The organism is Arthrobacter sp. 92 (genome assembly GCF_050260325.1).
In the GTDB taxonomy this organism is placed as follows: Bacteria; Actinomycetota; Actinomycetes; order Actinomycetales; family Micrococcaceae; genus Arthrobacter.
On record NZ_CP189863.1, the window covers coordinates 3867389 to 3892424 of the forward strand.

General features: G+C 61.7%; 26 protein-coding genes and 2 pseudogenes. 25 read left to right on the plus strand and 3 right to left on the minus strand.

Going from position 1 to position 25036, the window contains the following annotated elements:
- Nucleotides 1-105 precede the first annotated feature (105 nt).
- Nucleotides 106-1812, plus strand: a complete 1707-nt coding sequence (locus ACP4XC_RS17870; RefSeq protein WP_427172009.1) for an ArnT family glycosyltransferase — start codon at nt 106-108, stop codon at nt 1810-1812.
- Between the two features lie 61 nt (nt 1813-1873).
- Here ACP4XC_RS17870 and rpsI read toward each other — a convergent pair whose 3' ends face one another.
- Nucleotides 1874-2380: a 30S ribosomal protein S9 gene (rpsI, locus tag ACP4XC_RS17875; protein ID WP_427172011.1), complete on the minus strand. Its 507-nt coding sequence runs from the start codon at nt 2378-2380 to the stop codon at nt 1874-1876.
- Between the two features lie 38 nt (nt 2381-2418).
- Nucleotides 2419-2862 carry a 50S ribosomal protein L13 gene (gene rplM / locus ACP4XC_RS17880; RefSeq protein ID WP_307080040.1) on the minus strand — a complete coding sequence of 148 codons (444 nt, stop codon included), beginning with the start codon at nt 2860-2862 and terminating at the stop codon, nt 2419-2421.
- 307 nt (nt 2863-3169) lie between these two features.
- Here rplM and ACP4XC_RS17885 point away from each other — a divergent pair, with 307 nt between their 5' ends.
- The 23 genes and pseudogenes from ACP4XC_RS17885 (at nt 3170) to ACP4XC_RS17995 (ending at nt 22286) form a co-directional block, all read left to right on the plus strand.
- Nucleotides 3170-3835: a prepilin peptidase gene (locus ACP4XC_RS17885; protein ID WP_427172013.1), complete on the plus strand. Its 666-nt coding sequence runs from the start codon at nt 3170-3172 to the stop codon at nt 3833-3835.
- Between the two features lie 283 nt (nt 3836-4118).
- Complete coding sequence (locus ACP4XC_RS17890; RefSeq protein WP_427175155.1) at nt 4119-4301, plus strand: Flp family type IVb pilin; 183 nt, start codon at nt 4119-4121, stop codon at nt 4299-4301.
- Between the two features lie 140 nt (nt 4302-4441).
- Nucleotides 4442-4636, plus strand: coding sequence for a Flp family type IVb pilin (locus ACP4XC_RS17895; RefSeq protein ID WP_427172015.1), 195 nt, complete (start codon nt 4442-4444; stop codon nt 4634-4636).
- Between the two features lie 103 nt (nt 4637-4739).
- Entirely contained in the window at nt 4740-5153 is a 414-nt protein-coding gene (locus ACP4XC_RS17900; protein WP_427172017.1) for a TadE/TadG family type IV pilus assembly protein, read from the plus strand.
- Nucleotides 5141-6187 carry a pilus assembly protein TadG-related protein gene (locus ACP4XC_RS17905; protein ID WP_427172019.1) on the plus strand — a complete coding sequence of 349 codons (1047 nt, stop codon included), beginning with the start codon at nt 5141-5143 and terminating at the stop codon, nt 6185-6187. The genes ACP4XC_RS17900 and ACP4XC_RS17905 overlap by 13 nt, the downstream gene beginning before the upstream one ends.
- Nucleotides 6188-6242: 55 nt before the next feature.
- The gene (gene cpaB, locus ACP4XC_RS17910) at nt 6243-6998 is read left to right on the plus strand and encodes a Flp pilus assembly protein CpaB (protein ID WP_427172021.1); all 756 of its coding nucleotides are present in this window, start codon (nt 6243-6245) and stop codon (nt 6996-6998) included.
- Nucleotides 6998-8197: an AAA family ATPase gene (locus ACP4XC_RS17915; protein WP_427172023.1), complete on the plus strand. Its 1200-nt coding sequence runs from the start codon at nt 6998-7000 to the stop codon at nt 8195-8197. The genes cpaB (ACP4XC_RS17910) and ACP4XC_RS17915 overlap by 1 nt, the downstream gene beginning before the upstream one ends.
- Nucleotides 8194-9666, plus strand: coding sequence for a CpaF family protein (locus ACP4XC_RS17920; RefSeq protein ID WP_427175156.1), 1473 nt, complete (start codon nt 8194-8196; stop codon nt 9664-9666). The genes ACP4XC_RS17915 and ACP4XC_RS17920 overlap by 4 nt, the downstream gene beginning before the upstream one ends.
- A 3-nt stretch (nt 9667-9669) precedes the next feature.
- Nucleotides 9670-10611, plus strand: coding sequence for a type II secretion system F family protein (locus ACP4XC_RS17925; RefSeq protein ID WP_427172025.1), 942 nt, complete (start codon nt 9670-9672; stop codon nt 10609-10611).
- 11 nt (nt 10612-10622) lie between these two features.
- On the plus strand, nt 10623-11501 hold the full coding sequence (locus ACP4XC_RS17930; RefSeq protein ID WP_427172027.1) for a type II secretion system F family protein: 879 nt from the start codon (nt 10623-10625) through the stop codon (nt 11499-11501).
- Between the two features lie 365 nt (nt 11502-11866).
- Entirely contained in the window at nt 11867-12079 is a 213-nt protein-coding gene (locus tag ACP4XC_RS17935) for a Flp family type IVb pilin (RefSeq protein WP_427172029.1), read from the plus strand.
- Between the two features lie 124 nt (nt 12080-12203).
- Nucleotides 12204-12338, plus strand: coding sequence for a TadE/TadG family type IV pilus assembly protein (locus ACP4XC_RS17940; protein WP_427172031.1), 135 nt, complete (start codon nt 12204-12206; stop codon nt 12336-12338).
- Nucleotides 12339-12506: 168 nt separating this feature from the next.
- A complete protein-coding gene (locus ACP4XC_RS17945; RefSeq protein ID WP_427172033.1) occupies nt 12507-12812 on the plus strand; it encodes a TadE family protein in 306 nt (101 codons plus the stop codon).
- Nucleotides 12800-13795, plus strand: a complete 996-nt coding sequence (locus ACP4XC_RS17950) for a pilus assembly protein TadG-related protein (RefSeq protein WP_427172035.1) — start codon at nt 12800-12802, stop codon at nt 13793-13795. Before ACP4XC_RS17945 ends, ACP4XC_RS17950 begins: the two co-directional genes overlap by 13 nt.
- Nucleotides 13792-14556: a Flp pilus assembly protein CpaB gene (gene cpaB / locus ACP4XC_RS17955; protein WP_427172037.1), complete on the plus strand. Its 765-nt coding sequence runs from the start codon at nt 13792-13794 to the stop codon at nt 14554-14556. The genes ACP4XC_RS17950 and cpaB (ACP4XC_RS17955) overlap by 4 nt, the downstream gene beginning before the upstream one ends.
- Nucleotides 14553-15739, plus strand: a pseudogene (locus ACP4XC_RS17960) (AAA family ATPase). Before cpaB (ACP4XC_RS17955) ends, ACP4XC_RS17960 begins: the two are co-directional and overlap by 4 nt.
- A complete protein-coding gene (locus ACP4XC_RS17965; protein ID WP_427172039.1) occupies nt 15740-17308 on the plus strand; it encodes a CpaF family protein in 1569 nt (522 codons plus the stop codon).
- Between the two features lie 10 nt (nt 17309-17318).
- Nucleotides 17319-18248, plus strand: a complete 930-nt coding sequence (locus ACP4XC_RS17970; protein ID WP_427172041.1) for a type II secretion system F family protein — start codon at nt 17319-17321, stop codon at nt 18246-18248.
- 7 nt (nt 18249-18255) lie between these two features.
- The gene (locus ACP4XC_RS17975; protein ID WP_427172043.1) at nt 18256-19128 is read left to right on the plus strand and encodes a type II secretion system F family protein; all 873 of its coding nucleotides are present in this window, start codon (nt 18256-18258) and stop codon (nt 19126-19128) included.
- A 3-nt stretch (nt 19129-19131) separates the two neighbouring features.
- The gene (locus ACP4XC_RS17980; protein ID WP_427172045.1) at nt 19132-19983 is read left to right on the plus strand and encodes an MBL fold metallo-hydrolase; all 852 of its coding nucleotides are present in this window, start codon (nt 19132-19134) and stop codon (nt 19981-19983) included.
- Nucleotides 19984-20144: 161 nt separating this feature from the next.
- Nucleotides 20145-21464 (plus strand): ISL3 family transposase, encoded by a 1320-nt coding sequence (locus tag ACP4XC_RS17985; protein WP_427172047.1) that lies wholly within the window; start codon nt 20145-20147, stop codon nt 21462-21464.
- A 12-nt stretch (nt 21465-21476) separates the two neighbouring features.
- Nucleotides 21477-21653, plus strand: a pseudogene (locus tag ACP4XC_RS17990) (type II secretion system F family protein); the annotation flags it as partial.
- Nucleotides 21654-21761: 108 nt separating this feature from the next.
- Nucleotides 21762-22286 (plus strand): Hpt domain-containing protein, encoded by a 525-nt coding sequence (locus ACP4XC_RS17995; protein ID WP_427172049.1) that lies wholly within the window; start codon nt 21762-21764, stop codon nt 22284-22286.
- 32 nt (nt 22287-22318) lie between these two features.
- Here ACP4XC_RS17995 and ACP4XC_RS18000 read toward each other — a convergent pair whose 3' ends face one another.
- Nucleotides 22319-23104: a response regulator transcription factor gene (locus ACP4XC_RS18000; protein WP_427172051.1), complete on the minus strand. Its 786-nt coding sequence runs from the start codon at nt 23102-23104 to the stop codon at nt 22319-22321.
- 258 nt (nt 23105-23362) lie between these two features.
- Between ACP4XC_RS18000 and ACP4XC_RS18005 the strand changes: the two genes are divergently transcribed.
- Nucleotides 23363-25036: a sensor histidine kinase gene (locus ACP4XC_RS18005; RefSeq protein ID WP_427172053.1), complete on the plus strand. Its 1674-nt coding sequence runs from the start codon at nt 23363-23365 to the stop codon at nt 25034-25036.

Consider the following 25036-nt stretch of genomic DNA (forward strand, 5'->3'; position numbering starts at 1 on the left):
TGGGAACGGCCGGCACTGCTTTCGCTTCTGGCGCTCACCACCCTGCTTTACACGTGGGGCTTAGATCGCAACGGTTGGGCTAATTCCTTCTACTCCGCAGCCGCGATGTCCGGTTCGCTCGACTGGACCGCTTTCCTGTTCGGATCCTCGGACCCGGGCAATGCAATAACCGTGGACAAGCCCCCGCTCAGCATCTGGATAATGTCACTGTCCGTCCGGCTGTTTGGCCTCAATTCCTGGAGCCTGTTGCTCCCGCAGGCGTTCATGGGGGTTGCCAGCGTCTATCTTCTCTACCGCATTGTTCAGAAGCACTTCGGCCCTGCGACGGGGCTGCTTTCTGGGATCTTCTTCGCGGTCACGCCTGTAGCCACGGTCATATTCCGGTACAACAACCCTGACGCGCTCTTGACGCTTCTGATGGTTGGAATTGCTTTCTTCACCCTGGAGTCAATCGATCGCGGTCAGCTTCGGTGGCTGCTGCTTGCCGGAGTTTTGACGGGCGCAGCGTTCCTTACCAAGCAACTCCAGATATTGCTGCTTCTGCCTTCAGTTGGTGTGAGCTACGCAGCGTTTGCACGAACTTCGATGGTCAGGCGATCCCTGCAGCTGGCTGGGGCCCTTACCGCAGCAGTCATGGCGGCCGGTTGGTGGCTCCTTATTGTCCAGCTGACGGACCCCTCAAAGCGACCCTTCCTCGGGGGCTCCAGGGACAACAGCGTCGCGGAGCTGACTTTGGGTTACAACGGACTGGACCGCCTCACTGGGGCGGGTGCTAACTCGGCAATTGTCGGCGAGGTCGGCAAGAGCACCGAGAAGCTGGAAGTAGGCTTCCAAAGATTCCTGCAGCCTGGTTTCTCGGGACAGTTCGGATGGTTCCTTCCCCTGGCGATTGCCGGAATATTCGTGAGTTTCTGGTATCTCTGGCGACGCAAGGGAGACAAGACTGCACGTGCCCTCCTGCTATTCTGCTGCGTCTGGCTCAGCTGCGCGGTTATCGTAGTCGCCTACATGTCGGGAATAGTGCACCCGTATTACGTCCTCACTGCGGTTCCTCCGCTGTGTTGCCTAGCGGCGGTAGCGTTTATGCATTTCCTGAAAGGCCTCCGAAGGCGCCGTATCCGGATACTTGCTGGGATCACCCTGGCGGGGAGCATGTTCTTTGCCTACATATCCGCAGCACGTTCGACAGAGGATTTTCCCGGCTTCGCGGGCGTCCTGCTGGTGGTCTGGGGACTTGTGATTGGTGCCGTGCTGGTCCGGCCGCCGAGGAAGGTGATCGCGCAGCTGACCACCGGAGCGCTCCTCGGCGCCTTGATTCTGGGCCCCGTCGTGTGGTCGATCAACACCGTACTGAGTCCTCACATCGGGGCTGGCGTGATCGGCGGCCCCGATCTGCTCGGTCTCCGCTCGGACGACCGTGAGCACGCCCCGCCCGATGTGCTGACGGACCTGGTTTCCGTCATGTACGGCGAGCTTCCCTCAACCGCACAGCTACAGAGGCTTCATGCCACTCCAGCGTCAGCCACTTGGGTGTCCGCCGTGGTTGGCTCGGAGACCGCAGCCAACTACCAACTGGAGACCGGAAGGGCTGTGCTGCCCCTCGGGGGATTCGACGGTAAAGATCCTTTTCCAACTCTGGAGCAGTTCAAAGATCTGGTGGACCAAGGGCGCGTCGGATCCGTCCTTATCCAGCGGTTGCCTCCGCGGACATTGGAAGGGCGTGGCGAGTCCGCCAAAATCGTAGAGTGGGTGCGAGCAAATTTCGCGGCCGAAAAAATTGACGGGGCAGACTACTTTCCGCTCATCAAATGAGGCCGGACGCAAAGGAAGCCCGCCCCACCAGCTGGCGGGACGGGCTTCCGTGTAAGCGGGTTTAGCGCTTGGAGTACTGCTGAGCCTTACGGGCCTTCTTGAGACCGGCCTTCTTACGCTCGATGACGCGGGCGTCACGGCGCAGGTAACCGGCCTTCTTGAGGGTGGCGCGGTTGTTCTCGGTGTCGATCTCGTTCAGCGAACGGGCGATGCCGAGGCGCAGGGCGCCGGCCTGGCCGGAAATGCCGCCACCGTGGATGCGTGCGAACACGTCGTAAGCGCCATCAAGGTCAAGGATCTTGAAGGGCTCGTTGACATCCTGCTGGTGCAGCTTGTTCGGGAAGTAGTTGGCCAGTTCGCGGCCGTTGATGATCCACTTACCGGTTCCGGGCACGATGCGAACGCGTGCTACGGCTTCCTTGCGACGGCCAACTGCCGCGCCGGCAACCGTGAGGGCCGGGCGTTCCTTCTTGGGCGCTTCTGCTTCTGCAGGACCGCTCTCCGAGGTGTAGCTGGTCAGGTTTTCCTCAGCCACAACGGCCTCGGTGGTCTCTTCGTTCTGAGCCACGATTCTCCTTGTATAGATAAGTTGTTTGGTGGCCAGGACTACTGGGCGACCTGGGTGATTTCGAAAGTCTTGGGCTGCTGGGCGGCGTGCGGATGCTCTGCACCGCGGTAAACCTTCAGCTTGCCCAGCTGCTGTGCAGCGAGGGAGTTCTTCGGGAGCATGCCCTTGATGGCCTTCTCCACGGCGCGGACCGGGTTGGATTCCAGCAGCTCCGCATAGGTGACGGAAGTCAGGCCGCCCGGGTAACCGGAGTGGCGGTATGCGCGCTTCTGCTCCAGCTTGGCGCCGGTGAGGGCAACCTTCTCGGCGTTGATGATGATGACGAAGTCGCCCATGTCCATGTGGGACGCAAAGGTGGCCTTGTGCTTGCCGCGCAGCAGGATTGCGGTCTGGCTCGCGAGACGACCAAGGACAACGTCTGTGGCGTCAATGACGTGCCACTGGCGGTTGATATCGCCGGGCTTCGGGGTGTACGTACGCACGGTGTTTGCCTCGTTCTTGTTCTGGCGTTCTTGTTTAGGTGTCACGTAAGGGTGTGCACCTACTATCTATGCGCTACCGGAACAGAGGTGAGGGCTCTATGGATCCAGTGGTCCTGAGGTCCCGAATATGCCCGTCGAGTAGCTATCCTGCAACCGGATTCTCAAGCGGGCACGCATCATCGAGAAAGGACACGCACAACGACTATCAAGAATAGCGGGTCCAGTGGGTCCTGGTCAAAATAAGCTCTGGATAGCAAGCCTACGCGGGTCCCGATGCGCGCCCGCCCGTCTCGTCCCAGGAGTGCCCGTGTCCCTTCTCGCTATTGCCGGACCCACCCAGCCGCTGTTCGTCGTCGCGGTAGGTGTGCTTGGCCTGGCACTCGGACTCCTCGCCGAACGCGTGATGGTTCGCACCCTTCCGCACCTCGGGGGAACCCCGCCACGCTGGGTAAGAATTACGACGGCGCTGCTGACCGGAACACTTTCCGCCCTGCTTGCGCTGCGTTTCGGCACTTCCTGGGAATTGCCGGCCTATATTGTCCTGGCCGTGCTGGCAGTGCAGCTTTCCCGAATTGATATTGCACAAAAATTGCTGCCCAATCGGGTTGTTCTGCCGCTCCTGGGGGTCGGCGCCGTGCTTCTCGGAACGTCCGCGGCGCTCACCGGCGAGTGGGCAGACCTCCTCCGAGCTGTCATTTCCGCCGCGGTCCTGTTCCTTGTGTACCTGATTTTGGCGATTATTTCCCCGAACGGCCTCGGAATGGGCGATGTGAAGCTCTCCGCGCCGGTCGGCCTGTACTTGGGCTACTTGGGTTGGAGCCAGTTGTTCTACGGGGGAGCCTTCGGATTCGTGGCCGGCGGCCTGGCCACTGCGGTCCTGCTACGCCTAAAAACCAAGGGAACGCTGAGCGAAGTGGCATTCGGACCCTCCATGCTGGCCGCTGCCTTCTGCGTCATCTTGTCACTCCCGTAACACTGCCCTCGCAGTAAACAAGGCACTCCTTGGTATCCCTAGTTGCCAACTTCCAAGTAATACCCGTCCAAGCTCATCCAGAACTTGAGTACTCCCCTGCGCACTCTAAGTAGCGCCGGAAAATCCCTTCACAAAAGTCGAGTACAGGTACGCATTGTCGGCCATTATTCACCGTGCCAATGTTGTCCCAACGGAACTCCGGACTCTTAGCAACAAGGGGGGTGCTGGGATTTCGTAAATCGAATTCAAAACTCTGGAAAAGGAAATTACAATGACTTCTCTCATGCTTTCAATGGTCTCCTTCGTCGCCGGCATCAAGAACCGTCTCACGAACGAAGAAAAAGGCGCCACTATGGTTGAGTACGGCATCATGGTCGCATTCATCGCGGTCCTTGTAATGGCCGCGGTCCTCGTCCTTGGCCCCAAGATCGCCGCCCTCTTTACCTCTGTTTCGACCGCCCTCTAGGTGTCCCGGCTGCGGTGACAGGGGAGTCACCGCAGCTGAGCCCCCTTCTCCGTAACAGGCAGCCTCCGAATGTCACAGGCAGCCTGGACAACAGTTCGGTAGTAGATCTCGATTTCGGTCTCAAATTTCAGGAGCAAGTCGTGAACGCATTCATCGCAAAATTTAAGGCTGTATTCCACACGTCCAAGGTCAGGCTGTTTTCGGAGGAAAAGGGCGCCACGATGGTCGAATACGGCATCATGGTCGCCTTTATCGCCGTCGTCGTAATGGGCGCTGTTCTAGCGCTCGGTCCGCAGATTGCTGGCCTCTTCACTTCCGTTTCGACGGCCCTCTAGGGCATCGGGTCCATGGGCTCTGGCGGTGTCAGGACGTCCGCCAGAGCCCCAGTCCGTTAATAACTAACAACTATTCGAGAAAACCCGGTTTGGGGAGACAGTCTTGAAGTCAAAACGGAAAGAACGCGGCGCAGTGGCCGTTGAGATGGCGATCGTTCTCCCGCTGCTACTGCTAATTCTCATAGGAATCATTGAATTTGGTCGGGTGCTCAACGTTCAGGTCTCACTGACCCAAGCAGCCCGCGAAGGTGCCAGGTACGCTGCGATTCATTACCACGACACCAGTCTGGACGTTACCGGCACAACTCTTGCAGCTGCGCCCGCCCTTTCCGGGCTGGCTGTCACGGTCACGAATAACGCGGGCAGTTGCGCTGCCACGCCGGCCACGAACGTCACTGTGACCACGAAGGTGTCACTGCATTCACTTACCGGCTTTTTGGATACGAGCTTTTTCGGTCAGCCTGGAATCTTTCCGCTGGCAATGAGCGGCGTAGGGGTGATGAGATGCGGTGGCTAAGCGGTGGACGCGGGCGTACGTCAAAGCCGGCTGGACGGCCTGAAAACCACGAGCGGGGTGCCGCCGCAATTATCGTCGCGGTCCTCATGGTCGCTCTAATGGGCTTTGCCGCCCTGGCAGTGGATGTTGGTTCGATGTACGCCGAAAAGGCCCAGCTGCAGACTGGCGCTGATTCCGCCGCCTTGGCGATTGCAGGCGATTGTGCGAAGCAGGCCTGCGGAGATACCAACACCACGGGTCAGTATTTCGCAAACCACAACGCCAACGACGGCTCCAGCGGCGCAACGGTCTCTTTCCCTAGCGCCAATACCGTGCGCGTTGTGGCCCGGGCGCGGCCGGCAGGGTCAACCGTTGACGGATTCTCACTCTTCTTTGCTCGAGTGTTGGGATTTGACAACACAAACATCGACGCCACCGCGCAAGCCATCTGGGGAACTCCGTCGAAAGGCAGCACCCTTCCCTGGACGGTCAGCGAATGCGTCTTCGAAAAGTACCTATCAGCCAGCCAACTCGCCCAACTAAACGCGACGGGAACGTTCACCGGCGACCCAATTCCAACCCATGTTCTACTGCGCTACGACACAGGTGCGCCAGCCTATCCAGGATGCGCCGCTCAGAATGGCTACGAACCAGGCGGCTTTGGCTGGCTGACAACAAATAGCGGATGCACTACTAATATCGACCTCTCATTGACGGTCGACGGACAACCTGGCAACCATTTCCCGAATGCCACCGGCTGCGACGCGGCGCTCTCCACGCTCATGGATAAGCCAGCCCTGATCCCACTCTTCAGTTCCGCTACTGGCAACGGCAGCAACGCCAAATACTCCCTGATCGGTTTCGGGGCGTTCCAGGTCACCGGCTACAGGTTTAGCGGAACTGGCGGAGTAGACGATCCGCTCGCACCAAGCTGCACCGGTAACTGCCGCGGCCTCCAAGGCTACTTTGTCCGCTTTGTTTCCCTCGAAGAGGGCATGACGCTATCCACCGGGATCCCCAACTACGGCGGCACAGGGGTTGAACTCACAAAGTAGCTGGCAAATATATCCGCTAAATCGATGAACCATGAATTCGTGAAGGAGCAATGAAGTGAAATCACGCCTACTGGGAGGCATTGCAGCACTGTTGTTGGCAATCACTGGAGCCGTACTACTAGTTGTGTATGTTCAGGGAGCCGACAACAGGGCCGTGCAAGGACTCGAACCCGTAAATGTGCTAGTCGTCAAGGAAGCTATCCCCGCCGGAACGAAGGCCGAAGACCTTGGCAACAAAGTCAGACTGGAGGCCATGCCGCAGTCGGCCGTTCCCGCGGGCGCACTCGATCATCTCTCTGACCAAAATGGCAAAGTGACTTCCGTCAGCCTGCAGCCTGGGGAACAACTTCTGGCGGCGCGGCTTGTGGACCCCAGGGAACTGTCGCCTGGCACCGTTCCCGTACCGGCCGGCTTGGGAGAAGTCACCTTTCTCCTGACGCCTGAACGCATTCTGGGCGGGAGGCTCCAAGCCGGCGACAAGGTAACTGTGTACACCTCGTTCAAATCCGACGAAAGCGCCGCGGCAGGCGCAAAACAATCCACGGGCCTCCTTTTTCACGATGTCCTGGTGACAGCAGTTCAGAAGGCGGCGCCGGAGACTCAGAAAACCAGTTCCGGTAACAGCTCCAGCACTACAGACAACGCAGTGGCCATGCCCAACGGATCTGCATTCATTACAGTAGCCAGGACTGATGCCGAAGCAGCCAAGATGGTCTTCGGAGCCGAGTTCGGAACATTGTGGTTGTCCAAGCAAACCGACACCACAAGCAAGAGCAATCCTCCCATTACTACCTTTGGAGGGCTGTACTAATGAGCCGCTTCGTTGCGATCACTGCCGTTCGAGATTTTGAGGGACGGGTTCGTCAGGCTGTCTCCGGAGCGTTGCACGGGGAACTGCAGACACTTTCTCCCGAGGTCCTCTCGGGAGGTCCCGACGATGTGTTCAAGCAACTCAATGGAGCACCGCCGGAAGTTCTGATTCTAGGACCAGGCGTTGCGCCGGAAGACGCTCTGAAGCTCGCAACCGTATTCGACCTTCAGTACCCGGAAATCAGCCTCCTTCTCATAGCCGAACCCTCCCCGGAGCTAGTTCTCCGCGCCATGCATTCAGGAATCCGCGACGTCGTTACGCCTGAAATAGATGCGAACGAACTTCGGGTCCTGCTGGAGCGGGCCTGCCTCGCCTCCGCCAGTCGGCGCCGCGGCATGGCCCCGGCGGCCGAACCTGGCCACGAGCGCGGGCGCGTCATCGCCGTCATGTCGCCCAAGGGCGGCGTCGGCAAGACCACCGTGGCCACGAACCTGGCCATCGGCTTGGGCAAAGTTGCACCGATGAGTGTGGTTATTGTGGATCTTGACCTGCAGTTCGGCGACGTGGCTTCGGGATTGCTGTTGGAGCCCGAACACTCGATTACAGACGCCGTCCACGGCGCCGCCTCTCAGGATTCCATGGTTCTTAAGGCATTCCTCACGGTGCACCCTGCCGGCATGTATGCGCTTTGCGCTCCACGTACCCCTGCAGAGTCCGACTACATCACCGCAGAGCACGTCGGCCGGCTCATTAATCAACTGGCGAGTGAATTCAAGTACGTGGTGGTGGACACAGCGCCAGGCCTCGGCGAGCACGTCCTCGCCACCTTGGAACAGGCCACGGACGGTGTTTGGGTGTGCGGCATGGACGTTCCAAGCGTTCGAGGCCTACGTAAATGCTTCGGTGTCCTCAAGGAGCTCCAGCTTCTTCCCCAGGGCCGGCACACGGTACTCAATTTTGCCGATCGCAAAAGCGGACTTTCCGTGCAGGATGTGGAAGCAACAATCGGGGTCCCCATCGATGCTGTTATCCCCCGCTCACGAACGCTCCCGTTCTCCACCAATCGCGGCGTCCCAGTGTTGCAGGCCACCACCAGGGATGCGGCTTCTAAAGGGCTCAAGAAACTTGTAGACCGGTTCGATCCTCAGTGGGTATCGTCCACCCACAACAAGCTGCACCGACGGGTGGTTGTGTCATGAAACTTTCAGATCGGCTTTCAAGGTCGCAAAGCGACGCGACCGCCCAGCAAGCGAATGGCATCGAGGCTCCCGCAGTTGTGCCTTTACCGGCTTCCCCTCCGGAGATTCCGACGTATGGTTCGGTGAATACGTCGCTATCATCAAGTCTGTCCCTGGGCGGACCTCCGGTGGCCCCGACTGTCGACGCGCTTGCCGGCCTCAAACAACGGGCAGGCCAGGCACTCTTTGAACGCATGGGCACCCGATTTGGCGACGCATCAGCTTCAGAGGAGGATCTGCGCGCAACCGCAGTCGAAGAACTGTCCGCCGTCATCGACCAGGAACAGGTCCCGCTATCTCCTGAAGAACGCCGGCGGCTGATCCGCGAGATTGCGGACGAGGTCATGGGCTACGGTCCTCTTCAGCGACTCCTCGAAGATCCGTCTGTCACTGAGATTATGGTCAACCGGTTTGACCAGATCTACATTGAACGGCATGGACATCTCACTTTGACCGGATCTGCCTTCAGTTCAGATGACCACCTGCGGAAGGTCATCGAACGGATCGTGTCCAGGGTGGGACGCCGGATCGATGAATCTTCGCCACTAGTCGATGCGCGTTTGGCAGACGGTTCGCGCGTCAATGCCATCATTCCGCCGCTGGCGGTCAACGGGCCATCCCTCACTATCAGGAAATTCAGTCACGTGCCGCTGACCGTGCAGAACCTTATAGATTGGGGTTCCATCACTCCCGAAATGGCGGAATTGTTGAGCGCCTGTGTGCGGGCCCGCTTGAATATCATTGTTTCTGGCGGAACCGGCACGGGTAAGACGACGTTGCTCAACGTGCTGTCTTCCTTCATTCCTGAAGAAGACCGCATTGTCACCATCGAAGACGCAGTAGAACTCCAGCTCCAGCAGGAGCACGTCGTTCGGCTGGAAAGTCGGCCGCCAAACATCGAAGGCAAAGGCGCAGTCGGGATCCGTGAGCTAGTTCGCAACTCGCTTCGCATGCGGCCTGACCGTATCATCGTGGGCGAGGTGCGTGGCGGTGAATCCCTGGACATGCTGCAGGCCATGAACACCGGCCACGATGGCTCCCTCTCAACCGTGCACGCGAATTCGCCACGAGATGCTGTGGCACGCCTGGAAACTCTTGTCCTGATGGCCGGGATGGACCTGCCGCTAAGGGCTATCCGCGAACAGGTTTCGTCAGCCGTAGACCTCATCATCCAAGTCACCCGGCTTCGAGACGGCAGTCGGCGTGTCACCCACGTGACCGAGGTGCAAGGCATGGAAGGCGACATCGTGACACTCCAAGATGCCTTCCTTTTCGACTACTCCGCAGGCATGGACCCCCAGGGCCGGTTCTTAGGCAAGCCCATCTCAACTGGAATCCGTCCCAGGTTCCTTGACCGTTTTACAGAACTCGGGATCATTGTGTCGCCAGCCGTCTTTGGCGCCACATCGATGCAATCCGGGAGGCGGTAGGCCATGAACTCTCCAGTGTTTCTTGTCATTCCATTAGCACTTTGTTTCGGAGCCCTCCTCCTGATGTTTTTCGTTGTGCTCAAGCCACGCCATGGCTCCATCCCTGTGGATCGCAGGCGACCGGGCACCCAGTCCGATCAATCCGCTATCAGCAAGGTCTCGCAAACAGCAGTAGACGTCGTAGGTGGCGTCCTCGGCGACTCAGGCGGCCCGTACAACCGGGCTGTGCTTTACGACGCCGGCGTGAAAATGGCGCCAGCCGATTTCACGGTCATGGTCGCAGTCGCCGCGTTCCTGTTGGGAGGAATGGGAGCTCTGTTGATGCATCCTCTGATCGGCATTCTCATCGCGGTCGCCACGCCGTTTCTGGCACGGATGGTTCTCGGCATACTCAAGGACAAGCGGCAGATGAAGTTCGAGAGCCAGATGACCGACACGATCCAAATGCTTATCGGCGGCCTGCGGGCTGGACACAGCGTCATGCGGTCTATCGAGGCCGCTGCCCAAGAGGCCGAGGCTCCCACATCCGAAGAGCTCGCCCGAATCGTGAACGAGACGCGCATAGGCAAGGATGCCCGTCTGGCAATCGACGACTCCGCTGACCGCATGGACAGTGAGGACTTTCGCTGGATTGGCCAAGCGATCCAAATTAACCGTGAAGTGGGTGGCGATCTGGCAGAAGTTCTGGAACAGGTGGCTGGCACGATTCGCGAGCGCAGCGAGATCAAAGGGCATGTGCGCTCGCTAAGTGCTGAGGGCAAGATGTCGGCCTACATTCTCATGGCACTCCCTGTCGGAGTCGCGATGTTCTTGGGAATAATAAATCCGGGATACCTGAACGCCTTCGTCCAGACAACTATCGGCATCATCATGATGGTAGTCAGCCTCCTCATGTTCGTCATTGGCGGCTTCTGGATGAGCCGCATAATAAAGATCAAGTTCTAGGGGGACTTGCCATGACAACAATCGCCTGGCTAATCATTGCAGCAGTCGTCCTTCCGCTCGCCTATTTCACATGGGTGCTCGTTACGCTGGACCGAAAAGGCGCCGTGGCCATCCAAACCAACCTGGCCCACGGCTTCACCCACGGCGGGAATAACTCCGTCCAAGCCGCTCCAATTTTGCTTGGAATTTCCAAGAGACTGACCCCGGGAAGTTACGAAGCCAAGTTGGACCGGTGGCTTGCCCTTGCTGGTCGGCCTGAATCGATGCCGCTTGAAAAAGTGATCGTTGCGAAGCCGCTTCTGGCTCTGGGTGGTGCACTGCTAGGCATCTTCCTGATCGGCGCTTCGCCAGCGCCAGCAAGCGTCGGCCTGACAATTTTCATGACAATATTCTTGTACTTCATCCCGGACCTTCTGATCTACAACAATGGAGTCAAGCGTCAGCAGGCCATCGAGCTTGAGTTGCCCAATACTCTTGACCAGATGCTGATCTCCGTGGAGGCCGGGCTCGGGTTCGAATCGGCGATGGCGAGATCAGCTGCATATGGCGGGGGCCCGCTCGCTCAAGAGCTGGTGCGCACGCTGCAAGACATCCAAGTGGGTCGTCCTCGGCAGGAGGCTTACGAGTCTTTGGCCGCACGATCTTCTGTCCAGGACCTGCGCAGCTTCGTGAGGGCCGTTGTTCAGGCTGACAAGTACGGAATTGGCATCGCAAAAGTCCTCCGAGCCCAAGCTAAGCAAGCCAGGGTCAAGCGCCGTCAACGCGCAGAGGAAAAAGCAATGAAGTTGCCCGTCAAAGTACTTTTTCCGCTGATCCTCTTCATCTTTCCAGTGCTGTTCATTGTCCTTCTCGGCCCGGCGGCCATCAACATCATCGCAGCGTTTAGCTGAGCCCCGCCGCACCAACGGCGCCAGAACTCCAGGACCATCTTGGCACCCAGAGCCATCCGCAGCGCGCAGAACATCCGCCGGCAGCTGCCACAAAGACCGGACCCTCTCGGACCCAGAGCCGGGAGGGTCCACACGGCAGGACCCCCTCGGCACCCAGAACCGAGGGGGTCCTCTTTTGCGTTCAGGGTGCTGCAGAAGAAGCCTTCTAATGCTCAAGAATTGCTCAAGGCGTGCGCAAGAAACACGCAAGGTAAGCAGGCTTGCCACAGGATGTTCCAAGATCGACTTCGAGGCCGAAAATCGGTTGCCACCTTCGTTGAAGAGCTGGTGCAGGACCAGCCACCCGAACTCGCTCAGGAGTCCCAATGCTTTCTCTCATCGCTACCCTCCAGACCCTCGGCTTCACAGCCATGAACCGCGTTCGCGGAGAAGAGAAGGGCGCAACGGCCGTCGAATACGGCATCATGGTCGCCCTCATCGCCGTTGCCATCATTGTTGCCGTTGGCCTCCTTGGTGGACAGCTGAACAGCATATTCCAGGGCATCACGACCTCGATCACTCCGAAAACAGCTCCGTAGCCCACTCCAGCCAGACCACGCCGATGGTGCGGTGAGAGGGACTCCGTCCCTTCACTGCACCATCCGCATGCTGCCGACTTTTCGAGTCGGGCCAAGGTTCCCAGCCGACGAGAGGCCTCCACAAATGCGTGATCACCGGGAACGGGGCGCCGTCGCGGTGGAATTTGCCATCTTGGCCCCGGTACTCATCATGTTGCTGCTCGGGATTATGGGCTCTTCACGGTTGATGGTGAAACGGGTTCCGTGTCTTGAAAGCTGAAGGGCTCGTAGCCCTGCTGTGATGGATGTTCTCTACGCATTCATCAAGTCAGGAGCTACGAGCCTTGATCGAGCCTACTTCCCCGTGCCCCGATGCTGCCACCGCCATTTTCAACCTGCCCGATTACCGGCTCTTCACGGTTCATGGCAGAACATTTCACCACGAACCGTGAAGAGCCGGATTATGGAGTTCGGCCGCGCCTACAACGCGCAGGTCTCGCTCTCCGCTGCCGCCCGCGAAGGCGTCCGGGTTATGGCCATCTCCAATGACAAGACGGCCGCCCGCACAGCGGCAAAGAACGCCGCCGTCTCCCTCAGCCCGGCATTGACGGACACCAATATCAGCTTCGGCGGGGCCTTCTGCTCCCCCGGGGCCCAGATCACCCTCACCATCACCTACAACCTCTCCACTCTCACGGGAATCGCGGGCCCCTTCACGATGACCGGTAAAGGAGTCATGCTGTGCGGAGGCTAGGAGCCAGTGCCGTTAATCACGACGGCGAACGCGGAGCCGTCGTCGTTGTGGTCGCCCTCCTGATGCTGGTGCTCCTCGGCTTCGGTGCTATAGCTGTGGACGTCGGCATGCTGTACGCGGAGCGGACCCAGTTGCGCAACGGCGCCGACGCTGCCGCCCTCGCCGTGGCGCAGAAATGCGCCAAGAATCTGAGCGACCCCGATTGCTCCACAACATCGACCCTCGCCGGCAGCCTTGCTAATGGCAACGCCAACGACAATCTGAGCAATATCAAGTCCTTGGTCTTGGACAAGACCAACCGCACAGTCACGGCGACAGCCGCGTCACAAGAGGCTGGTAAAACGCCGAACCAGGTTTCCCTCTTCTTCGCCCGGGTCCTCGGCATGAACACTGCTGAGGTCGGGGCCAGCTCCACGGCCCAATGGGGCACCCCCTCCAAGGGACCAGTCATTCTGCCGCTGGCCATTGCCTACTGCAAGCTGAACATATCGCCCGGTTCCGTCGCCGGCGCGGAGCAGGTCCTGGACCAGGCGTTCAATGGTTGCGCCGGTATCCCCGGTGGCTTCGGCTGGATCCAAAGTACAGCAACAAAATGCGCGGTAACGGTAACGGCCGGCGCATCAACCAACTCGGGAATATGGTTCGCCAGCGACACCGGCGCCAGCGCTCCGACTGTGTGCACGGCTGCCGACTTCAGCCAGATGAACAACCAGACAGTGCTGTTGCCGCTGTACGACCTTGCCACTGGAACCGGCTCCACGGGCAAGTACTACATCAAGGGTTTTGCCGCCTTCCACGTCACCGGCTACCACTTTGCGGACATCAGCTGGACCGCCGGGGCAAAGGTGGACAACAAAACCATCAGGGGCTACTTCGTTAAGTTCGTCTCCCTGTCCCAAGCCCTCGAAACACTCCCGATTACGGGGCCACTGTTGTCCGTCTCACCCTTTAGCCCGTCCCGGAAGCACAGGAGCAATCAGTGAAGTCACGCTTGTTGGCAGGAGTGGTAGCAGTCCTGCTGGCCATCGTCGGCGCAGTCCTCATCCTGACTTACGCCCAAGGTGCGGACCAGCGGGCGGTCAAGAACCTGGATCCCGTGGCCGTGCTGGTGGTCACGAAGGCCATCCCGGCGGGTGCCTCCCTGGAAACCATTAAGACCTCCGTGACCGTGGAGCAGCTTCCCGGCACCGCGGTGGCGAAGACTGCCCTGAAAAACCTGGACGACTCCGCCGGCAAGGTTACGGCCGTGGATTTGGTCCCCGGCGAGCAGCTCATGGCCGAGCGCCTCGTCGCTCCGGACGACTCGAAGGCCTACGGAGTGGTGAAGGTGCCGGCAGGTCTTCAGGAAGTGTCCTTTCAGCTGGATCCGCAGCGCGTGGTGGGCGGCCGGCTGGAGCCCGGTGATCACGTGGGAATTTTTCTATCCAAAAAATTCGGTGGACTCGAGGCTAAGCCGGACAAGGAGACCACTCAGCTTTCCATTCACAAAGTCCTGGTGACGGCCCTCCAAAGGGCGTCCGAGGGGGCGGCGGCCAAACCTGCGCCCTCGGCGAGCGCCACAGCCGATCCGCGCGATGTCACGCTCCCCACGGGGTCCTTGATGGTCACAGTGGCGGTCAACGACATCAACGCGGACAAGATAGTGTTCGCCTCGGAATTCGGCAGCGTTTGGCTCAGCAAGGAGCCTTTGGATGCGCAGGACAGCGGACCGCGTGTCCTGACCGCGCCGGATGTGTACAAATGAGCCGCTTCGTCCTCATCACTCCCGACGTCGACTTTGACGGCCGGCTCCGGCAGGCCGTTGCCGGCGGTCTGCAGGGCGGCGTACAGACGTTCTTCACGAGCATGCTGCCCGCCGATCCAAACGAGCTCTTTGCACAGCTGATCCAGCAGCCGGAGGTTCTTGTCCTGGGTCCCGGGGTGGCCGTGGATGAGGCCCTTCGACTGGCGTCCTGAATGTCCAGTTTCCTGAGTTGAGCGTCATCCTGGTCAGCGAACCGGATCCCAATTTCATCCTGCATGCCATGCGCGCCGGCATCCGGGACATTCTTGGCCCGGACTCGGAGCCCGCCGAAATCCGTGTGCTGCTGGAGCGGGCCACCCAGCAGTTCGCCAGCCGCCACAGGACACAAGCCCCCACGCCGCCGCAAGGCGGCAGCGGCCTCGTCATCCGTGTTTTCTCCCCCAAGGGAGGAGTGGGCAAAACCACCATCGCCACCAACATCGCCATCGGACTGGGCAAGATTGCCCCGATGGGCGTGGTGATTGTGGACTTGGACCTGCAGTTTGGCGACGTCGCCCCCGGGCTCTACCTCAACCCCGCCCACACCGTCACCGACGCCGTCTCCCCCGCGGCCAGCCAGGACTCACTGGTGCTCAAGGCCTTCCTCACCGTTCACCCCGGAAGCATCTACGCGTTGTGCGCGCCGCCCAATCCGGTGGAAGCCGATGAGATCACCCCAGAGCAGATCAGCCGGCTGCTGGAACAGTTGGCAGAGCAATTCCAGTATGTGGTGATTGACACCGCGCCCGGCCTGCCCGAAAGCGGCCTCGCCGCCATGGAGCAGTGCACTGACGTGGTGTGGGTCAGTGCCATGGATATTCCAAGCGTGCGGGGGCTCCGTGCCGGACTCGACGTCCTGAGGCAGCTGGACATCCTTCCGGAGTCCCGGCACGTGGTGCTGAACATGGCCGATGCCAAAACCGGGCTTACCGTCCAGGACATCGAATCGACCATCGGCGCTCCCGTTGACGTGAGCATCCCCCGCTCCCGTGCGGTTGCCTTCTCCACCAACCGGGGCATACCGGTACTCCAGGAGCCGGTGAAAGATCCTGCGGCCAAGGGCCTCAACAGGCTCGTTGACCGCTTCAACCCGGCGTGGCGGGCCAAGTCTCAACGCAACCTGCACCGAAGGGTGGTTGTCTAAATGAAACTTTCAGAGCGTATAAGTGCAGCGCAAGCAAGGACCCAAGCCGCCGCGGCTGGAACGCAGCCGGCCGCGCCCCTGCCCGTCGTCGTCGGTCCGCGGCTGGACGCTGTTCGCGCTGACGCGCGGAGGGTGGACGGAAGGCGGGCGGACGCCCGCCGCAGTGACAGCAGGCTCGCGGGGGCGAAGCTCCCCGCGCCGCAGCCGACGCCGGGAGCCGCACCTGCCGCCGTCGGCGTCCCGGAACACCCGGAGGGGGTGAAGCCCAAAGCGCAACAGCCGGTGGACGCCTTTGCCGCCCTGAAACAAAGAGCGGCGACTGCCCTCTTCGAACGCATGGGTGCCCGCTTCAACGACTCCGCGATCACCGAACAGGAACTGCGGACCACAGCCCGCGACGAGCTCACCCGCATCATCGATGCCGAGCAGGTGCCGCTGTCCACCGAAGAGCGCACGCGACTGGTTCAGGACGTTGCGGACGACGTTCTGGGATATGGACCACTGCAACGGCTGCTGGACGATCCTGCCGTTACCGAAATCATGGTCAACCGCATGGACCAGATCTATGTGGAACACAAAGGCCAGCTCACCCTGGCCGATTCCCGCTTCAGTTCCGAGGAGCACCTGCGCAAAGTCATCGAACGCATTGTGTCCAAGGTCGGCCGGCGCATTGACGAGTCCTCTCCCCTGGTGGATGCCCGGCTCGAAGACGGCTCCCGCGTCAACGCGGTGATTCCGCCCCTGGCCGTGGGCGGCTCTTCGCTGACCATCCGTAAGTTCAGCAAGGTTCCCCTCACGGTCCGCAATCTCATTGACTTCGGGACGCTGACGCCGGAGATGGCCGAACTCCTGGACGCATGCGTGAAGGCAAAACTGAACATTATCGTCTCCGGCGGCACGGGAACGGGAAAGACCACCCTGTTGAATGTCCTGTCCTCCTTCCTGCCCGCCAATGAACGGATCGTCACCATCGAGGACGCCGTGGAGCTCCAGATCCAGCAGGAACACGTGGTGCGGCTGGAAAGCCGCCCTCCCCGCACCGAGGGCAAGGGCGCGGTGACCATCCGTGAACTGCTGAGGAACTCGCTGCGTATGCGTCCGGACCGGATCGTGGTGGGCGAGGTCCGTGGTGGCGAATCGCTGGACATGCTCCAGGCCATGAACACCGGCCACGACGGCTCGCTGTCCACCGTTCACTCCAATTCACCGCGCGACGCCGTGGCCCGCCTTGAGACACTGGTGCTGATGGCGGGGATGGACCTTCCCCTGCGGGCCATCCGCGAGCAGATTGCCTCTGCCGTGAACCTGATCGTCCAGATTTCCCGCCTGCGTGACGGCAGCCGCCGCATCACGCACGTCACCGAGGTACAGGGCATGGAGGGCGATATCGTCACGCTCCAGGATGCGTTGGTGTTCGACTACTCGGCTGGCGTGGACGCCCACGGGCGCTTCCTCGGGCGGCCCGTCGCCACCGGTATCCGCCCACGTTTCATCGACCGTTTCGAAGACCTGGGTATCCACGTCTCACCGGGAGTCTTTGCCACTTCCCCTGGCGCAGGAAAAGGTTAGGGACGCCGTCATGATGACTGCTGGATTGGTGCTCTTCTTCGTCGCAGCAATTTTGTTGGGGGTGGCGGTGCTGATGCCGCGCACCCCGGGAATTGCCCTGGACCGGCGCCGTCCCTACGACTCAGATCCGCCTTCCCGTCTGACACGCGTTGCCGGCGTCACGGTCCAGGCTTTGGACCGCTTTCTGGCAGGGCGCAACATTCGCCTGTATAACCGGGAAGCCCTCGAGAACGCGGTCGTCAGGCTGAGCCAGGCCGAGTTCATCGTTCTGGTGGTCGCTGGAGCGGCGGTGGGGACGCTGATCGGGCTAATTATTGGCGCCCCCGTCCTGTCGGTGCTTCTGGTGGTGCTGGCTCCCTTCGTGGGGCAACTGGTCCTGGGCTTCCTGGCCGGGAGGCGGCGCGCCAAATTCGACGAGCAACTGGGCGACACCCTGCAACTGCTGGCAGGTGGACTGCGTGCAGGGCACAGCATTCTGCGGGCCATCGACGCGGCGGCGACGGAATCCCAAAGCCCCACGTCGGAGGAGATGCGGCGGGTTGTGACCGAAACCAGCCTGGGCCGCGATCTGCTGGCGTCATTGACCGACACCTCCGAGCGCATGAAGAACGAGGACTTCGTCTGGATTGCCCAGGCCATCCAGATTAACCGTGAAGTGGGCGGGAATCTGGCGGAGGTACTCGACCAGGTGAATGAAACCATCCGGGAGCGGTCCGAGATCAAGGGTCACATCAAGTCCCTGGCGGCGGAAGGCAAGTTCTCCGCCTACATCCTGATTGCCATGCCCTTCGGCATCGTACTCCTGCTGATGACCCTGAACCCGGGCTACATGAACTCGATGTTCACCCATCCGCTGGGCCTGGTGATGATGGCCGCATCCGGCGTCCTGATAACACTCGGCAGTCTCTGGATGCGCAAGATCGTCAACCTGAAGTTCTGAGGAACCCGTGAATCCCTTGATACTCTCCTCGCTCCTGCTGGTGTGCCTGCCGACCGGTTACCTGGCGTGGTCATTCCTCTCCGTTGACAAACGTGCCCGCGCCGCAACCATCGAAATCCTGGCCCGGGGCCGGCACACCGTTGAGGACCAGGGCAAGAAGCAAAATGGCCTCCTGGACGCCGTCGGCTACCGGCTGACCCCGGCCGGCTACGTCCGCAAGCTCGACAGGCTGTTAGCTTTGGCGGGCCGTCCGGAAGCGTGGCCCCTCGGGCGTATCCTCGCGGCAAAGCCCGTCGTGGGCTTGGTGGGAGCGTCGTTCGGGCTGCTCATCAGCATGAGCAGCCCCACCCCCACAATGAAGCTCGTTGGCCTCTTCGTCCTTCTTCTGGGGTACTTCATTCCGGACCTCCTTCTCTACAGCGGGGCCCAGGAACGTCAGAAAGCCATGCAGCTGGAACTAGCCAACACGTTGGATCAGATGCTCATCTCCGTCGAAGCGGGCCTGTGCTTCGAGGGCGCCATGGCCCGCGCCGGTGAGAACGGCAAAGGCCCCCTGGCCGAGGAACTCGTCCGCACCCTTCAGGACATGCAGGTGGGGCGCAGCCGACGGGAGTCGTATCTGGCGCTGGCGGAGCGGACCAACATTCCGGAACTCCGCAGCTTCGTCCAAGCCGTGGTGCAGGCGGACACGTACGGCATTGCCATCAGCCGGGTCCTGCGGATCCAGGCCAAGGTGGCTCTTCGGACATCCGGTAGGGGTCATCGGTGGCTCCCGAGGACCCGGTCGCTAGCCAGCCCTGACGAACGAGGTCCCATGGATCCGCGGGCACGGCACCCCTCCGCCCCGCTGGACGTACGCCGTGTGGTGTGGTCAGGTTAGGGAATGGAGCGTTGGGACGGCACGACCAACCGGATCACGGTCCTCCACGACGCGTTCGGGAACCGACCCGGCCTGATCAAGGACTGGGGATTCGCCGCACTCGTCGAGTTCGAGGGGCGTCGGATCCTTTTCGACACCGGAAACGACTCGTCGACGCTTGCCGCCAACGCCGACGCCCTCGGTGTTGACCTGCGCGCGATCGACCTTGTTGTGGTCTCGCATCGGCACGGCGACCACACCTCCGGGCTCGGTCACCTTCTACACATAAACCCCGACGTCCCTGTCTACGCCCCGGCCGAGTTGTACGGCGTGTTCGGCTCGCGCCTGCCCGGCCACTTTTACCCGCGCCGTCCGTCGCTGCCAAGGTCCATGCAGTACTACGACGGCGAACCTCCCGACGTCATCCACCACGGCACGCCGTGGCCCGGCGCACGATTCAGCTGGATCGAGGAATTGACCCCATTAGGGAGCAACGCGTGGCTGATCCCCGTCGTCTCGGAGGTGCCGGGAACGCGTGAGCTGCGCGAGATCACCCTCGCGCTGTCGACATCGCAGGGACTAGTGCTCGTGGTGGGATGCTCCCACCCGGGGATCGAGCGGATCCTGGAGGCCGCTGCCGCGATCGACGACCGTGTCTACTGCATCGTCGGCGGCCTCCATCTCGTCCTCGCCGACGAGCCCGAGGTGCGTCGCGTCGCGCACGCACTTCGCGACAATTGGCACGTGCAGACCATCGCCCCGGGACACTGCACGGGTGAACCTGCCTTCCTGACACTGAGCGAGGCGTTCGGCGACCGCTACCTCTACGCCGGCCTGGGGGAATCGGTCCCAGTCCCGCGACCCGCCGCGATGTGACGCGGAAACCACTGATCTGCGGTCGCCCGTCGCCCGCGCAGCCACGATCAAGGCATCGCCACCCGCACGGTGACGTGATCGACTGGGTCATGGGCGGGTAGGGGTCGAGGTCCCCGAGGATCAGTAGTGCTAACTCCCTGATTCCGACCGAGGACCTCGACGTGCTTCACCCTACTTCGGGGTGCGCTGACGCGCGCTCTGCCACCGCCCCGTGTTCCCGTTGTGACCTGCTTGTTGGTCTCGATGGTGTTCATGTCGAGCATGTCGACCGCCGTGAGGACGTGCTAGTCGTGACGGTATCCAGCCCGGCCGCCCCGACCGGATGCCCGGCGTGCGGCGTGATCGCCGTGGGCCGCGGACGACGCCGACGGGTCCTGCACGACGTGCCCAGCGTGACGCGGGTGCGGATCGTGTGGCGGCAACGGGTCTGGCGGTGCACCGACGATGCGTGCAGCAAGAAGACGTTCGTGGAGCAGCTCCCATCGATGGTCGCTGCGCGGGGTTCGATCACGCAGCGCACAACCGCGTGGGCGGTCGGTCAGTTGCGTCGCGAACACGCGACCGTGCATGGTCTCGCCCGGCAGCTGAGCACGTCGTGGAAGACGGTGTGGCGTGCGATCGAACCCGAGCTGGTGCGGCTCGCCGCCGACGAGTCCCGGTTCGAGAACGTCACGACACTCGGGGTGGACGAGCATGTCTGGCATCACGTCGACCCGCGAAAGCGGGGCCCGAAGGCGCTGACCGGGATGGTCGACCTCACCCGCGACGCGAAGGGGAGAACGCGGGCCAGGCTGCTGGATCTCGTGCCCGGCCGGTCCGGGGCCGTCTATAAGGTCTGGCTCGACGAGCGTGGCGACGCGTTCCGGGAGGGCGTCAAGATCGCCGCGTTGGACCCGTTCGCTGGCTACAAGACCGCGATCGACGACAAGCTGCAGGACGCCGTCGCGGTGCTCGACGCATTCCACGTGGTCAAGCCCGGCACCGCAGCGGTCGACGAAGTCCGCCGCCGGGTGCAGCAGGACACGCTCGGGCATCGGGGACGCAAGGGCGACCCGCTCTACGGGATCCAGACCATCCTCCGTGCCGGGGAAGAGAACCTCACCGACAAGCAAAGCGCCCGCCTGCACGCCGCGGTCGAGGCCGACCCCGCGCACGACGAAGTGTTCGTCGCGTGGCAGTGCGCCCAACTGCTCCGCTCCGCCTACCACCAGAAGAACCTGGCCGACGGACGACGAATCGCGCAACGCGTTGTAGACACGTTCCACACCTGCCCGATCCCCGAGATCGCCCGCCTTGGCCGCACCCTGCGCCGATGGAAGGACGCGTTCCTGGCCTACTTCACCACCGGGCGATCATCCAACGGCGGCACCGAAGCCGTGAACGGGATCATCGAGCTCCACCGCCGCCTCGCGCGCGGGTTCCGCAACCGCGAGAACTACCGGCTCCGCATGCTCCTCGCCGCCGGCGGCCTCACCCCATGACCCCCACCAGATGTCCGAAGAGCCGCCAAAGTCATGAGAGTCAAACGCCGCCAACGCGCCGAGGAAAAAGCGATGAAGCTGCCCGTGGCGATTCTGTTCCCGCTGCTCTTCTTCATCTTCCCCGTGCTGTTTATCGCTATTCTGGGACCGGCCGTCATCAATGCCATAGACACCTTTAGCGGCCACTAGGCACGGCTAAACCCGGCCCAACCCCTATTAGCCCAGGCGAGACTCAAGGTTTCCACAAGATCAACCGAAGTCACGCTCTTTCATCATTCCAGGAAGTAGCGTTGAGACATGTCCACATCAGGCTGCTGCACCGACGATGGAGGCATGGACTGCGTCCATACGGCTCCTCCGGCTGCCGCTGCCCCGAACGCCGGGATCACGGCCGCTGGACTCCCTAGCGCTGCGTCCCCCGAGAACGGGACCGTTGACGACAAGCCCGCCTCGAGCCAGCTCCCGTTGCTGGACCTCACGGTCCTGCAGGAGTTGGAAGCCGAGCTGGCCAGCCCCGCCGCCGCCCGTACCTTTGCGCGCGACTACACCGAGATCTGGGGCCAACGGTACGGGCACCTGAAGACGGCGGTGGACGCCGAAGACGTTGCCGATGCCCTTGACGCCGTCATCAGCCTCAAGATCGCCTCCGCCATGGTGGGAGCCCTTCGCCTTGCCGAACTGGCCGAAACTGTGCAGGGACTGATCCGCAGTGGCGACTGGGACTACTGCCAGGAGCTCATGCCCCTGGTTGAAGCCCGGGGAAATGAGACCATGAGGGAACTTCAGCTCCGCTACCTCGCCCCGGACCAGACCGCGGGCTGAGCCCGCCGTGGGGCGCCGCCAGCGCGGTCCCGTTAAGCCTCCGGGCCCACCGGCGCCATCCGGTAGCCCACACCCCGGACCGTCTGCAGCCACCGCGGTTCGCCCAGATCCTCCTGCAGCTTGCGCCGGAGATTCCCGATATGCACCTCAACAGCGCGTTCGTCCGCCTCGCTGATGTAGGCGTCCGCCTCGTAGTAGTCGCCCCGGACCACGCGGACCAGCTCCGCCCTGGTGCACACGGCCCCAGCCGCCTGCAGAAGCGCGTGGAGGAGATCGAACTCGCTCCGGGTCAGCTCCAGGGCCGACCCACGAAGCACAACGGACCGGGTCCTGCGGTTTAGCGCCAGGTCCTTGTAGCGGTAGACGTCCCCGTTCGCGGGTGCCGGCGAGGCCAGCTGAACAGCCGCCGCCGCAACAGAGGCGGGCGCGGGCTCCTGGACGTCCTGGTATCTGGGCCTGCGCAACATCGCCGCCACCCTCGCCCGGAGTTCCAGTGGCCGGAACGGCTTGACGATGTAGTCGTCCGCGCCGGCGTGGAGGGCGGTGAGCATGGCAGGCTCTTCGGACCGGCCGGTCAGCATCACCACGTAGGCGTCGCTGAACTGCCGGATGCGCCGAAGAACCTCATAGCCGTCAATGTCCGGCAGCCCCACATCCAGAGTGACGACGTTGGCGTGCTGATGTCGGACCACTTCAACGCCCTCACGGCCCCCGGCGGCCGTGTGGACTTCAAACCCTGCCTGAAGGAAAACAGACTCCAGCAGATTGCGTACATCTTTGTCATCCTCGACAACCACAGCTACACCCAGATCGCTCATGGTTTGACCCCCATGCATCCATAACCCCATACATTCGCCCACCGCAAACGTTTATTTCACCCCCGAGGGACTACGCTACAAGAAATCTTGCCTCCCAGCGGCTCTTTTTGCCGGATAAGAATTCGAGTGGTCAATTATCATGACATTCAGAGTTACGTCGACGTTAAGAAAGGCCGGGCACAGTGCTCGTCACGACTTGGATCCTGAATACGTCCCGCCCCAGGGAATGGTCAAAAGCGGGCACCGGGAAACACACCATTGACTGAGACGTCGCTGGCCCCCAACGCCGAGCGTTTCTTCAGGGAGCTGGCGCCACGCGCGCAAGTGGTGTTGTGCCAGTTGCCCTTGGCTTCGGTCACCCTGGCTTTGGCATTGGCGGCCCTGCTTGTCTGGCCCGGGATATTCAGCAACGGGCTCTTCGTCATGGCCATGCTTTTTCAGGTGTCTCTTTTCATCGCTTGCGCCCTGGTGCCGTGGGAAAACCTGGGTCCGCACGCTCCCCTGTTCATCCCCATGCTGGATTTCCTGGCCATTTGGCTGACCCGCACTGGCGCACCGCAAAACCTCCCCGGACTGGGCGCCCTGGCGATCTTTCCCGTGATCTGGTTATCCGCCTCCGTTGTTCGGGCCAGGACCAGTCTGTTCCTCAGTTTTTTCGGGACCCTGCTGATTGCGTTTCCGTCATTGTTCCAGCATCTTCCCGGCATCACCCCGGCGGATGTGGTGTCCGCCCTGCTGCTGCCCCTGTTGATGCTTACCGTGTCCCTGGCGGTTCGCTTCGCCAGCGTTAACTTGAGGCTCCAGCACAGGAACCTTGAGGCCAAGGACCGGGAACTCCAGGCTCTTTTTGCCGAAAGCAAAGACCGCGAGAGGCTGCTGCATACGATTCTGGAAACTGTGGACGTGGGAATTATTGCCGTGAACAGCAATGGCGACAGGCTGCTGACCAATAACCGGCAAGCGCAATTGGAAGCCGGCGCGATCAAGGACAATTCATCGGAAATTCACGGAGAGGCGCAACTGACTCTCCTCAGCCAGGACGGCAAAACGCCGCTTCCCGCGCACAAACGCCCTGTTTACCGGGCGGCGGAAGGTGATTCGTTTGCCGACTATCTGGTCTGGTTCGGCGAGGGTCCCGAGCAGCGGGCCATTTCCACCGCCGCACGGAGCATCCGGGACGACGACGGCGGGTTCGGCGGTGCCGTAGTGGTCTTCAACGACGTCACCGGGTTGGTGGAGGCCATAGCGGCCAAGGACGACTTCCTCTCCAATGTCACGCACGAACTGCGCACGCCGCTCAACTCCGTCATCGGCAACCTCGATCTGGTGCTCGACGGCGGCCACTGGCTACCGCCCGTGGCGGCACAGCAGCTGGAGGTGGCGCACCGGAATTCCGAGCGCCTCCTGGCTCTGGTGTCCGACCTCCTGGTCTCGGCGTCGGCCGCGTCCTACGTCCACCCGCGCCGCACGGACCTCTCCGGCCTGGTGGATGCCAGCGTTGGCACGGCCAGGGTCCACGCTGCGGGCGCCGGCGTGTCCGTGCTTACCGATGTGCCGGTGCCGTTGTGGGCGCACGTGGACCCCATCCGGATCGGCCAGGTGCTGGACAACCTGGTATCGAACGCCATCAAGTACTCACCCGGGGGAGGCACGGTGAGGGTATCGGCCCGTGCGGATGACGGCTGGGTCCAGCTTCAGGTACGCGACGCTGGAATGGGGATGACACCGGCGGATGCCGCCCGCGTGTTCAGCCGGTTCTTCCGCAGTTCCTCGGCCCGGGACGCCGGAATCCCCGGCATTGGCCTCGGGCTGTCCATCACCAAGGAAATCGTTGAACTCCATGGCGGGTCAATCGTCTGCGAGAGCCAGCCGGACCGGGGCAGCACGTTCACCGTGGCCCTGCCGGCCGAGGGTCCCCCTCCCCCGTTCTAG

Excerpts from the sequence above, each read along its gene's own strand:
- ACP4XC_RS17915 (WP_427172023.1), top strand. The coding sequence starts at position 6,998 with ATGAGCCGCTTCGTTGCGATCACTGCCGTTCGAGATTTTGAGGGACGG.
- ACP4XC_RS17935 (WP_427172029.1), top strand. The coding sequence starts at position 11,867 with ATGCTTTCTCTCATCGCTACCCTCCAGACCCTCGGCTTCACAGCCATG.
- ACP4XC_RS18000 (WP_427172051.1), bottom strand. The coding sequence starts at position 23,104 with ATGAGCGATCTGGGTGTAGCTGTGGTTGTCGAGGATGACAAAGATGTA.
- ACP4XC_RS17920 (WP_427175156.1), top strand. The coding sequence starts at position 8,194 with ATGAAACTTTCAGATCGGCTTTCAAGGTCGCAAAGCGACGCGACCGCC.
- ACP4XC_RS17890 (WP_427175155.1), top strand. The coding sequence starts at position 4,119 with ATGCTTTCAATGGTCTCCTTCGTCGCCGGCATCAAGAACCGTCTCACG.
- ACP4XC_RS17965 (WP_427172039.1), top strand. The coding sequence starts at position 15,740 with ATGAAACTTTCAGAGCGTATAAGTGCAGCGCAAGCAAGGACCCAAGCC.
- ACP4XC_RS17940 (WP_427172031.1), top strand. The coding sequence starts at position 12,204 with ATGCGTGATCACCGGGAACGGGGCGCCGTCGCGGTGGAATTTGCCATC.
- ACP4XC_RS17980 (WP_427172045.1), top strand. The coding sequence starts at position 19,132 with ATGGAGCGTTGGGACGGCACGACCAACCGGATCACGGTCCTCCACGAC.
- ACP4XC_RS17995 (WP_427172049.1), top strand. The coding sequence starts at position 21,762 with ATGTCCACATCAGGCTGCTGCACCGACGATGGAGGCATGGACTGCGTC.
- ACP4XC_RS17870 (WP_427172009.1), top strand. The coding sequence starts at position 106 with ATGTCCGGTTCGCTCGACTGGACCGCTTTCCTGTTCGGATCCTCGGAC.
- ACP4XC_RS17905 (WP_427172019.1), top strand. The coding sequence starts at position 5,141 with ATGCGGTGGCTAAGCGGTGGACGCGGGCGTACGTCAAAGCCGGCTGGA.
- ACP4XC_RS17925 (WP_427172025.1), top strand. The coding sequence starts at position 9,670 with ATGAACTCTCCAGTGTTTCTTGTCATTCCATTAGCACTTTGTTTCGGA.
- ACP4XC_RS17930 (WP_427172027.1), top strand. The coding sequence starts at position 10,623 with ATGACAACAATCGCCTGGCTAATCATTGCAGCAGTCGTCCTTCCGCTC.
- ACP4XC_RS17970 (WP_427172041.1), top strand. The coding sequence starts at position 17,319 with ATGATGACTGCTGGATTGGTGCTCTTCTTCGTCGCAGCAATTTTGTTG.